Origin of the sequence: Catenulispora sp. GAS73, from assembly GCF_041262085.1 — a bacterium.
Taxonomy (GTDB): Bacteria; Actinomycetota; Actinomycetes; order Streptomycetales; family Catenulisporaceae; genus Catenulispora.
The window spans coordinates 227893-238619 of sequence record NZ_JBGCCM010000018.1; the positions used below are offsets into that span (position 1 = coordinate 227893).

The 10727-nt window shown below is 65.8% G+C and carries 10 protein-coding genes and 2 pseudogenes; 6 read left to right on the top strand and 6 right to left on the bottom strand.

The window, feature by feature from the left end:
• Positions 1-51 precede the first annotated feature (51 nt).
• Together ABH935_RS26975 and ABH935_RS26980 are read left to right on the top strand one after the other, a co-directional pair.
• Complete coding sequence (locus ABH935_RS26975) at positions 52-513, top strand: hypothetical protein (RefSeq protein WP_370380728.1); 462 nt, start codon at positions 52-54, stop codon at positions 511-513.
• 692 nt (positions 514-1205) lie between these two features.
• A complete protein-coding gene (locus tag ABH935_RS26980; protein WP_370380729.1) occupies positions 1206-1499 on the top strand; it encodes a hypothetical protein in 294 nt (97 codons plus the stop codon).
• Between the two features lie 319 nt (positions 1500-1818).
• Here ABH935_RS26980 and ABH935_RS26985 read toward each other — a convergent pair whose 3' ends face one another.
• The 3 genes and pseudogenes from ABH935_RS26985 to ABH935_RS26995 form a co-directional block, all read right to left on the bottom strand.
• Entirely contained in the window at positions 1819-3399 is a 1581-nt protein-coding gene (locus ABH935_RS26985) for an alpha/beta fold hydrolase (RefSeq protein WP_370380730.1), read from the bottom strand.
• 589 nt (positions 3400-3988) lie between these two features.
• Positions 3989-4606 (bottom strand): transposase, encoded by a 618-nt coding sequence (locus ABH935_RS26990; protein ID WP_370380744.1) that lies wholly within the window; start codon positions 4604-4606, stop codon positions 3989-3991.
• A gap of 728 nt (positions 4607-5334) precedes the next feature.
• Positions 5335-5649, bottom strand: a pseudogene (locus ABH935_RS26995) (transposase); the annotation flags it as partial.
• A gap of 817 nt (positions 5650-6466) precedes the next feature.
• On the opposite strand from ABH935_RS26995, the gene ABH935_RS27000 reads away from it, so the two are divergent.
• The 4 genes from ABH935_RS27000 (at position 6467) to ABH935_RS27015 (ending at position 9186) form a co-directional block, all read left to right on the top strand.
• Positions 6467-7213 (top strand): type 1 glutamine amidotransferase domain-containing protein, encoded by a 747-nt coding sequence (locus tag ABH935_RS27000; RefSeq protein WP_370380731.1) that lies wholly within the window; start codon positions 6467-6469, stop codon positions 7211-7213.
• Positions 7214-7596: 383 nt separating this feature from the next.
• Positions 7597-8436 carry an MBL fold metallo-hydrolase gene (locus ABH935_RS27005; protein ID WP_370380732.1) on the top strand — a complete coding sequence of 280 codons (840 nt, stop codon included), beginning with the start codon at positions 7597-7599 and terminating at the stop codon, positions 8434-8436.
• 296 nt (positions 8437-8732) lie between these two features.
• Entirely contained in the window at positions 8733-8876 is a 144-nt protein-coding gene (locus ABH935_RS27010; protein WP_370380733.1) for a hypothetical protein, read from the top strand.
• Between the two features lie 184 nt (positions 8877-9060).
• A complete protein-coding gene (locus tag ABH935_RS27015; protein ID WP_370380734.1) occupies positions 9061-9186 on the top strand; it encodes a hypothetical protein in 126 nt (41 codons plus the stop codon).
• 187 nt (positions 9187-9373) lie between these two features.
• On the opposite strand, the gene ABH935_RS27020 is transcribed toward ABH935_RS27015, so the two are convergent.
• From ABH935_RS27020 to ABH935_RS27030, 3 genes and pseudogenes are all read right to left on the bottom strand, one after another.
• Positions 9374-9679 (bottom strand): hypothetical protein, encoded by a 306-nt coding sequence (locus tag ABH935_RS27020; RefSeq protein WP_370380735.1) that lies wholly within the window; start codon positions 9677-9679, stop codon positions 9374-9376.
• A 108-nt stretch (positions 9680-9787) separates the two neighbouring features.
• The gene (locus tag ABH935_RS27025; RefSeq protein WP_370380736.1) at positions 9788-10156 is read right to left on the bottom strand and encodes a hypothetical protein; all 369 of its coding nucleotides are present in this window, start codon (positions 10154-10156) and stop codon (positions 9788-9790) included.
• Positions 10157-10506: 350 nt separating this feature from the next.
• A pseudogene (locus tag ABH935_RS27030) lies at positions 10507-10727 on the bottom strand (hypothetical protein); the annotation flags it as partial.

The window sequence follows — 10727 nt, forward strand, 5'->3', positions numbered from 1 at the left end:
AGCCGACATCCAGCCTTGACCCTTATGGTGCGTGAGCAGTCAGGCTAATGGGTGCCAGATCAGCTCACCGGAAAAGAGTTCGTCGGCGATCGCGTGACCCAGGAGGTCCACGAGGCCATCGACCACCACGGCGACATCATCGTGCGCGCGAAGTACGACGGCGACTACGACAAGGCTGACCTCCTCGAAGTGCTGGTCATGACCAGCTGCTTCGCCCTCCGCCGCGGCAGAATCAGCAGCCTGACGATTATCTTCAACCAGCCGTCGCAGCTTTTCGCGCAGCCTGGCCGTGGCGACGAGGTTGCGCAACTCAGGCGCGATATCTGGAGTCGGCCGGGCCGGCCTGCGTTCCCGGGACTGTGGCGCGCATGCCTCGCCTACGCAAGTAGACGCGGTTGGCCTTCGAGCGCCGCCGCGGAACCGGCCCAGGCCGTGATCGGCGGGGTCGACCTGGCCCCTGCTGGCAGCTCCTTCTCAGGAGCACCATCGTGGCAGGCCTCGGCGGCGTGTTGATGTGCCCGGCTGATCGTGGAGTCCACCTCCGTGCCACCTGCCCCGGATCGCACTGGTCTGGGCCGACAGCGGATATGCCGGCTGGCTGGTGGCCTGGACCGCTCGAAGGTTCGCCGGGCTACGCCTTCAGGTCGTCAAGCGCATCGCCAAGCATCGGTTCCGGGTGCTGCCCCGCCGATGGTGGTCGAGCGCATCTGGGCTGGAGAACCCGCCCACGGCGGGGCGTGCGGGACTACGAACGAGGCGCCGACGCCCACCAGGCGATGGTCCGGTGGGCAATGACGCTGGTCATGGCCCGGCGCCTGGCCCGTTGTCAGGACAGCGGCGGTCACACCATCTGGCCCACCCGGCACCACCTCAGTTCACTGGCGCGATTTGGGATGTCGTTGGCATCAGTTTGACAGCAGGACTGCTCAAAATTGACTCACCAACCGCATCACGCTTGGGCCTTGGTTGGGGACATCTGCGCACGTTTCTAGTTGTGCTGCCACGGCTCAGAGTCCTGAGGTTCGCCAAACCTTCGAGTGAGCGGACGCAGTTGCTGGCGTTGACGCATCGCGAACTGGGAGAAAGCCTCCGAGCCGTGGGTGCCTGTCCGGACCGCACTGGACACCGGGCCGAGATCGTCCCGCCAGATCACTACCTGTTGAGCCAGCTGGCCTCACGGCTATGACGACTACCTCGGAGCTAGCGTGACTGCCGCAGACCTCGTCGGCCATGACGCCGAGTCCGCGTTTCTGCGAGCCGTGAACGCTCTGCGCGCGCAGCATGGCAGGCCTAACCCGCTGTCTGACGAGCAGGGCGCGACGAACGTCGCGATCGCCAGAGGCATCGCGGCGAAATACGGCGACGGCAGTACCTTCTCCTACGTCGCCGGATTCTCGTTTATGTATTCCATTGCCGAGCAGACAAAGGGTCTGAACAACGCCAAGGGCTTCACCGTGCAATACCTCGTCCTCGTGAAGAGGTACTTCGCAAGCGGCTGAGCACGCGTCGTTGCGCGGCCTGCATGGGGGACGTGGGCGATGCAGGGCCGCGCCCACGCAGACCGAGCCCGAGAGAGTCACACAAGGTCGCAGGGCTATCCGTGCGACCCGGCAGCCAACGAGTTCTCTTCGACCCGGTCGATGCTCCGCAGGGCAGGGCCACTTTGTGGTCGTGATATCCGAAATGCCGACTGTGCTCGGATCCTGTTTGCGGCACTCGGTTGTGGATCTGAATCTGACGCACAGCGTGCGCGGGCTGCGCAAGAAGGCCGGTTCGCGAGCCAACGGGGTTCGCAAACCGGCCGGGGTGATGCGTGTGTCAGTTGGCGAAGTTGATCTGATTGTGGTTGTCGGCTGTGCCGTTGCGCAGTTCGCTGTAGAGCTTGCCGGAGACTGTGTTCGTTGCCGTGACCGGGCTTGGCTGAGTCTCGTCCGAGCACACGGTGCCCGGCTTCGGGAGTGTCAGATCGGCCAGGTATGTGGCGGTCGCGGCGGTCACGCACGCGCTGCGGCCGAACGCGGTGTGGCCTTCGGCGTCGAAGGTCAGCAGTTCGGCGTTGTCGAACGTGTGGGACAGCGTGACAGCGTCCTGGTACGGGGTGTCGGGGTCCTTCGTCGTGCCGATGACGAGGATCGGCGCGGACCCGGTCGCCCGGTAGGACCCGCTGTAGCGGCTGACCCGCTCCACCGGCCACTGGACGCACGCGGGCGCGCTGTTCTGGTCGTACATCGGCGGCGCGTACGCCCACGGTGCGCCGAGCAGCGGGGCCGCGGCGGCTTCGGTCGTGACGTACGCCTTCAGCTCGTTGATGCTGGTCGGGAAGGCTCGGTCGTTGCACGAGACCACGGTGTTGGGGTTGAGCTGGGCCCAGCTGGCCGTGGACGGCGGGTTGAGCAGGAAGGAGTTCGGGTCGTGCTGCTGGGCCTGGCGCAGCGCCTGGCCGAACGCCGGCCAGATGACCTTGCCCGAGTCGATGTTGAACAACAGGCGGTAGGCCAGGGTGAAGCCGTTGGCCTTGCGGCCGCTGGGCAGCTGGACGGGGTTGGCGTCCAGGTCCGCCTTGAGGGCGGTGAACGCCGCCTTGGCGTCACCGTTGCCGAAGCCGCACATCGACTGGTTCTGGTCGCACCAGGTCAGGAAGTCGTTCATCGACGCGTCCGTGGCGATGTACTGCGGGAAGTCGTACGCGTAGGGGTCGTTCGCGTAGTGGTTCGGGTCGTACGCGCCGTCCAGCGCCATGGCACGCACCCGGCTGGGGAACATGCTGGCGTACACGGTGCCGACGTACGTGCCGAAGGACCGGCCGTAGAACGTGAGCTGCTGCTCGCCCAGCGCCTGGCGGATCAGGTCGATGTCGCGCGCGACGTACTGTGTGCCGAACAGGCCGGCGGTGTCGCCGAGGTTCTTCACGCAGTTCTGGTCGTAGTCAGCCGCCACCCGCACGGCGGTGTCGAACGCGTCCGGCCCGGGCACGCCCGGGGTCGCGTCCACGGCTGCGTCGTACTGGGTGTCGTTGTAGCACACGACCGGCGAGCTGGTCTGGATCCCGCGCGGGTCGAAGCTGACCATGTCGAACTTGTTCTGTAGCTCGGTCGGCAGGCCCGCCCAGCTGTCCCGGCCGAAGCTCAGCCCGCTGCTTCCCGGCCCGCCGGGCTCCATCCACAGCGTGCCGACCCGCTGGCTCGGGTCCGCGGCCAGGTGCCGGATCAGGTGCAGGGTGATGGTGGAGCCGGCCGGGTCGCGGTAGTCCAGCGGCACGGCCGCGTCGGAGCACTGGAAGCCGCCGCTGCAGTCCGTCCAGGTCAGGGTGGGAACCGGCGAATCGCCGCGGTGCGATGCGGACGGGCTGGCCAGTGCCATGCCGATCCCTAGCCCGCTGATGAGCACCACGGCGGCCATGACTGAGGTGAGTCGGCGTCCGGCCCGGGACCGGCGAAGCCTCTTGATTTCCAATGAACAGCCTTCCAGATGGCGCAGATAGTCCACGCCGTGTGACGTGATCTGGTTGTGTGGAAGCAGCTTCGCCGCGGGACACCAGATCGCTAGGGCGAAGTCGCGCCGCGTTCGAGCTACTGATCGTTTAGCTGGCTCAACTCGGCGCCGGTGGCCCGCCAGCGGGCGCCGGCGGCAGTCTGGGTCTCAACTCGTGAGTTGGTGAAGTCGAATCGCTCACCGCTCACCACCGCCACAGTGCGGCCGAACGACTGTTCCGCGTTGGCGGCCGCTGGTGGCGTGGATCACGGTTGCCTATCCAGCGATCTCATCGTCACGACCGCGTGTGTAGACGGGATGTCGCTCTTGAGATGACCGAGCAGTCCCCGAGGACACTGCGCCGGGGTAACACAGACTTGCATAGAAGCTCCCTGCCCAATGCAACCGAAGATGGCAACGGGTGCAGTCAGATTTTGCACAGGTGTCATGCCAAACCGATGCCATCCCCATGCCACCTTGCAGTGGGGGACTCTGTCGGGGATCTTGAGTTGCAGGGTCATTTTCCTTGGCGCCACCAGATCGGGCGGGGCAGGTCATGGGCGTCGAGGTATTGCTGCAAGGCCGTGGGCGGCCGAGGTCGGTAGTCGGAGTCCGCGGGTTCTTGCCTGCTCAGTCGTTCGATGTTGACGGCGATCGCGGTCAGGACGTGCTGAACATGCGTCTTGGCCAGCCCGCGGTAGCGGCATTGGCGGGCCCGGTGTCCGCCTGTGAACTCTGCGATGGTGCCCTCGGCGCCGGAACGGCTGGCGTAGAGCTTGCGCCAGGCGGAGTCCTGCTGGTCGTCGCGGTTGCGTTTTTGGAGCTCGTGGATCCGGCGCGGCAGGAAGTTGATGGTTCGGGCCTCGCCGCTGGTGCACTTGGCCTTTTCGGGGCAGGGACTGCACTGGCGCTTGCCGAACCGGACCACCGTGTAGGGGCCATCGCGGGGAGCTCGTTCCAGCTTCCACTGACCTTGCCGTTCGGGCAGGTGACCTCGCGCCGGTCGAAGTCGATGATGAAGTTGTCCTTGGCGAACCCGTCCTTGGCCTTGGCCTGTCTGGAGCTGTTCTTGCCGATCGGCCCCACCAGCGCGATCTTGTAGTTCCGGTCCGCGTCGGCCAGTCCGGCACCGCACGCGTAGCCGCCGTCGACCAGGTGCGCGGCTGGCAGCAGGCGGCGCTTCTTGAGCCGGGCGTGGATGCCGGGCAGTGCCTGGCTGTCGGCTTCCGATACCCAGGTGGCCACGTCGGTGACGACGTTGATCCTGTTATCGTCGCAGGTCTCGGCGACATGCATGAGGTAGCCGGTCCAGCGGGTGTCACCGCGGCGCACCCAGCGGGCATCGGTCTCATACGGCGACTGGATCCGGATCCGGGATGGCGGCAGGCCGTCGCGCTCGGTGCGGGGCCGGAACCTACCGCGGGCATCAATCAGGAAGTGCTGGAGCAGCAGTCGGCGCAGCACCTCCGCCTGCTCCGGTCCCTCGTCGCCGAACCGGTCGCGGACCTGGTCCAGCAGCACCTGGGCGTCGGAGCCGACCTGGGTGAGCCGGGCCACCGGGTGGCTGGGCGGGCTGCACATGCGCACCTGCCGGCCGTAGCGCTCGCTCCATTCGGCCGTCACCAACTCGTCGAGGACCTGCGGCGCGGCCGAGGCCAGGTGCTCCAGCAGCGCCCGCACTGCCTCGGTCATCAGCTCAAGCCGGGTCAGCTCCCGGCCCGCGAACAGGACGCGGGTGGAATCGGTGCGCTGCCGCCCGCGCGCTTTGACCAGGTCGGTCTCCTTCAACCGGGCCAGCGCCAGGTCGAGCAGCCGGTCGGCACGGCCGTCCTCGGCCAGACGATCACGGAAGTCACTGAGTACGCTGTGATGGAATCCGGTGTCCTCCAGCTCCAGCCCGAGCGCGTATTTGTAGTCAATCCGACACCGCACCGCCTCGGCGGCCTGCCGATCCGACAGGTTGTCCAGGAACTGCAGCACACACACCGTGGCCAGCTGCGCCGGAGACAGCGCCGGCCGCCCGTCGCGGGGGTACCAGCCGGCGAAATCCTCGTCCTCCCACAGCCCCTCCAGCCGGTCCCGCACCCACATCGCGGTGGTGCCCTTCGGGTTGGCGGCCCGAGCCACCCGCGCGGTCAACTCCGGAACCTCGACACCCGGACGAGGACGAACCGACATCTGCACCACCCTGGGATCCGACAACCGTCATGCCATGAAGGCCCGGACCGTAGCAGAGCATTGATTCAATCAGGAAACCACCACCGAGCAAGATCCCCGAGAGAGTCCTTCAGTAGGGAACCTGCATGCTCGAGCGAGCTGTGCATCGTAGGCCTGTCACCATCACCAAACTGCACGGTTCCGGCTCTGTCAGGCACATGTAGACGTGTCATGACGTGTCCAGCACCGCCAGAATGGGGCGGGTCCGGCGAGCGTGCCGGAGAGAAGCACGCAAGGAACCGGCGTCTTTGCGTCTTCAGTTCCGACACCATGCCAACTAGGCCGGCCTGTAGCCCACGAAGACGCCGAACCCGTCATCGACCGCGCGCAGCGTGGCCCACTACTTCTGCCGACGGCGTCAGTTGCGCGGTCGAGGCCTCCGGCGGCCCAGCGTCCTGTGGGCGGCGTAAACGGGCTCGGACTTCCGTACGTACTACAGGAAACCGCAGCTCACAACCCGAAGAATGAAATATTGGCGTGTCGGCGTCGAAATGACAGCGCGATGACAGCGCTTTAGCATGAGGCGTGTAGACACTGGAATCCATATTGGCGTCAACCTAGCGAAAAGTGCCATGGACTCTCATGTGTTCGAGCGGTCGACTGTGGGTTCAGTGGTCTCTCTGGCCGGGCTCGTTCCGGGTTCGCCTCGGTGAACAGCCGCCGCCAACGCCTCGTAGAGGGCGGCGCAGACGGAGCTCTCGATGCTTCATGTGGGACCCCGCCACCAGCCTGGATCCGGTTTGCGTGTACGGATCCCACCTACATTCAGAGGTAATCTATGAGTGGCGCCATCAATATCCTCGACCCGAAGTGCCCGAAGCGGGTCCTGATGGTCGTGGCAAACCCGGCGGTGAGCCCGCAAACCGGATGGCCCGTCGGTTTCTGGTGGGCGGAGCTGACTCACGCCTACTGGGAGTTTGTCGAGCACGGCTACGTCGTGCAGGTCGCTAGTCCGGACGGCGGAGAGCTGAAGGCGGACTCGTGGAGCGACCCGAGGGACGAGAGCGGATATTCCGCCGATGACCTCATCAGCTTGGGATTCATCAACTCGCCGAACCACAGGCAACTGGTCGAGGCCAGCACGAAGCTCGCCGAAGCCAGCATGGCCGACTATGACGCAGTGTTCTTCGTCGGCGGCCAGAGTCCCATGATCACGTTCATCGATGACAAACGGACTCATGACCTCGCGGCCGCATTTTACGAGGCCGGCAAGATCACCGCGGTGGTGTGCCACGCCACGGCCATCCTGCTCAAGACCACGCTGTCGACGGGTACGCTGCTGGTAGACGGCAAGACATGGACCGGCTTCGCCAACAGCGAGGAAGACTACGCTGACGACTACGTGGGACAGCGCATCCAGCCGTTCCGGATCGAGGACGAGGCGCGCAAGCTCACGGGAACGAACTTCATCGTTGATTCCCGGTTCAAACCGCATGCCATCCGTGATGGCATGCTCATCACCGGGCAGCAGCAGTACTCGGGAGCCGCCGCAGCCCGGCTCGTCATTGAAGCGCTCGGCATGTAACCAACCGTCCCGACAGCCGGGGCCAGCACAACCACCGCCCTTGCCCAAGGAACGGCCGCGCTACGTCGCCTTGCTCGTCGATCAATGCCCCGTCGTTGGCAAAGTCTCTCGACGTTCTCGCGGCAACGCATCACATAATAGCGATCACCGACCTCGCGACAGCACGGTTGTGGACGTCTTGCCGAGCGAAGGAATCTGCCTCCGCCTGAGGCTGTACACGGCTGCTGGCGTACCGAGCGTGCACTACGGGCCCGGCGACGTACGCTTGGCGCACGGGTCCTGCGGGCAGGTCCGAGTGAGTGAAATCGTTGTGGCGACCCGCGTGGTCGTCCTGAGGGCGCTGCGCGCCGTCGGCGTCAACCTAAGCAGCAGGAGGGATGAATATGCCGGTCAGCACGACCATCGGCAGCGTCACCGTCCTAGCCTTGGAAGACGGTGTCGGCCCGTTCTTCGAACCCCGCGAGATCGCATTCCCCGAGGCTGATGCGCAACTGTGGGCCGAGGCGGACCGGCGCGATCCGGGGAGTGTGCGCGACGGCGGTTGGCAGCTGCGGTTCCGGTGTTTCGCACTACGGTTCGACGATGGACGGATCATCCTGGTCGACGCTGGCATCGGGCCCGCATCGGCACCGTCAGCATGGGCACCGCTGCCTGGGCGGCTCCCCGAAGAACTCGCCGCCGCCGGCATCGACCGGCACGACGTCGATACCGTGGTACTCACCCATGTGCACACCGACCACATCGGATGGTCGATGGACGCGGAGCGGGCGCCGTACTTCCCCAATGCCGAATATTTGGTGCAGGCAGCCGAAATCGCAGCTGTCGAACGCCGCGAGCCAACGCTAGCGCGATGGCTGTTCGAACCGCTGCGAGCAGCCAATCAGCTGGCCGTTGCCGACGGCACGCACAGGCTCGCACCGGCCGCCGTCGTACGACCCACCCCCGGACACACACCAGGGCATCAGTCTGTGCTGCTGGGCGGCGGCGAGCCGACCCTCGTCGTTACCGGCGATCTGCTGGTGCACGTGGTGCAGCTCATTGATCCGGACCAGCCGTACCGCTACGACGACGACCCCGCGCTGGCCCGGGAATCGCGCCTCTCCCTACTGAAATCCGCCGGCGGCCTCGTTCTGGCCACCGCGCACCTCAGCGAGCCCTTCATCCCAGTCGCTGGGAGCGACGGAGGCACTATGCCGACCTGCGTGACCGGGGTGGCCCGATGAAAAAGACGGGCCGTCCTACCAGGGGATGCGCCGTCCGATAGACGACGGATGCGGCGCGTCCACCGCGGTGGCGGGCCAAAAGGGCAGGCCGAAAATGAACACACGATCGAGACGGGAGATTTGTGACGGAATCATCAACCGAGGGCGGGGCGACTTCGGTTTTCTGGTCGGCGCATGGAGGGGTCGAATCGACGCTGCGTGAGTGACTCGTCGGCTCCACGGACTGGGGGACATTCACTTCTTGACCGAGCTGCCCATCCTGGCGGACTGTGGCTACGAAGGCGCAAGGTGCGGGCGTGTATGTCCCGGTCAACCAGCCCAAGTACGGCACCGAGTTGTCCTGCGACACTCGCGCCTACAAGCTCCTGCGTGGACTGCGATTCCAGGGCGAATGCGGCTTGGCCTTCCTGTTCACCCGCTGGAAGGCCTGGCATACGTGACGATCAGCCCTTCCAGGATCAGCGACCTGATGCGAGCCGCGGTGGTCCTCACGCAGTTCGAACACAAGATGATGTCGCGATAGTCTTCGGGCTCACCTCAGCGTTCTCGCGGTCGGCACGGCGGATCGCGGACGGCGGCCGCCGCTCGTGCCGAGGCTCAGACAACGGTGGAGAGCGCTACCTTGTGCCATCGGTCGAGTTCACGGTGCGCCAGATCCAGCTTCGCTTCGACGCACTCGACCGCATCGGCGCTCAACAGCAGGCGCAGCGGCGGCTCGTCGACCGCGGTGAGATCGACGATGGCTTTTAGCTGCCTTCACCGGTCCGCCTGGATGACGGACGCTGGAGTCTGGCGGTCGGGGCCGGAATCGGCGACGCGAGCTTGTAGCCGTCGAGTTCCACCACACTCTAGCTTCCGCTGTCGGCGTTGCCGAAGACGACGGCGTACTCGGTCGCCGGAGCGTCGCAGGTCTTGACGGCGGCGACGGGAGCGTTCATCAGGCCGTCGTAGATGACGGCCCCCTGGCTCCGGTGATCGTCGCAGCTGTCTCGAAGTCTCTGGTGGGCTTGGGTTTGTCGTAGGTGCCGACGAGTTGGTAGTAGCGGACGCGGACAGTTTTGGCGGCGTTCGATCCGGAGAAGAAGGGCGTGGTCGTCCCCGATCCGCTGGACTGCGCGTTCACGAATGCCATCTCGGCGAACTGTTCGGCACACCCGCTCGACTGCGCTCCCGGTGACACCGTCTGCTTGATTCGCCCGGTGGACACGATCGTGGACTTCACGGCCGCCAAGGCCTTCGTCACATAGGGATCCGATGCGGGGCACACGCCCCAGAGCGGGATCTGGAACCGGTAGGCCTTGCCGTCGGCCTCGACCAGCGCGATCCACTGTTGGGCGTAACCTATGGCAGGTCAGGCGATGGGCCCCTTCGGAGTCGGCTGCGGCGGCTTGACGTAGCGGGCCCGCAAAGCGCTGGCGAAGGCGTCGACGGGGCCGGTCGACCGGACCGTGTTGACGACCTGCCACTGGCCCTGGCCGGGGACATCTTGGTTGGCCATCACACACTCGAGCAGCGAGATCGGGTGAGCGTCGGCCGGAAGCACGCCAGCCGCCGACTGCGTGCCTTCGTAGATGCCGGATTTGACGGACGACGCGAAGTCCGCGCAGTCATTCATCGTCTGCACCGGTGTGGCCGACCCGCTGCTCGGCACGCCTTGGCCAGTGCCGGCACCTGGCCCCACCGGCGTGCCCGCGCATCCGCTTGCCATAAGCGTCGCCATGACGACACCCCCCCAGAATCGTCTGCGTCATCGCCGTCCCCTGAGAAAGGTCCGCACCGCCTGGCCCTTGGGGTCGGTAGCGTGCAACCCGGCCGCGTCCCAGGTCGGTTTGCACGGCGGGACTGCCTTGACCAGCGTGATGATCCGTGGTCGTTCATCTTTGGTGATGCGGGGCCGACGCACCCTAGCCGCTCGACGATCGAAGCGGTCGCATCCCATCCCAGGCCAGATCCGGGCCACACGAAACAGCTTCAGCATGACAGAACTCTGCCACTACGCACGATGCCCCTGGTCTCCAGACCTGACCAGGGGTATCTCACTTGCTGTGAGGAACGGGGCGCTACCTCAGCTTAGAAGCTGGTGAGGCCGATTTGTCCGATGCCGGGCATCTCGTCGACCCAGGCGCCGTAGAGGCCGCCGTCCTTGACGATGGCGGCGCCGTTGTCGGTCAGGACTGCGATGCGGCCGGTGGGCTGGTCGATTTGCAGGTCGGTGACGTTGCCCATCTCGGTGGGGCTCCAGGGGCTGAACAGGTTGCCGTCTTTGATGATGGCCTCGCCTGTCGTGGTCA

Excerpts from the sequence above, each read along its gene's own strand:
- ABH935_RS26985 (WP_370380730.1), bottom strand. The coding sequence starts at position 3,399 with ATGGCCGCCGTGGTGCTCATCAGCGGGCTAGGGATCGGCATGGCACTG.
- ABH935_RS27000 (WP_370380731.1), top strand. The coding sequence starts at position 6,467 with ATGAGTGGCGCCATCAATATCCTCGACCCGAAGTGCCCGAAGCGGGTC.
- ABH935_RS27005 (WP_370380732.1), top strand. The coding sequence starts at position 7,597 with ATGCCGGTCAGCACGACCATCGGCAGCGTCACCGTCCTAGCCTTGGAA.
- ABH935_RS27025 (WP_370380736.1), bottom strand. The coding sequence starts at position 10,156 with ATGGCGACGCTTATGGCAAGCGGATGCGCGGGCACGCCGGTGGGGCCA.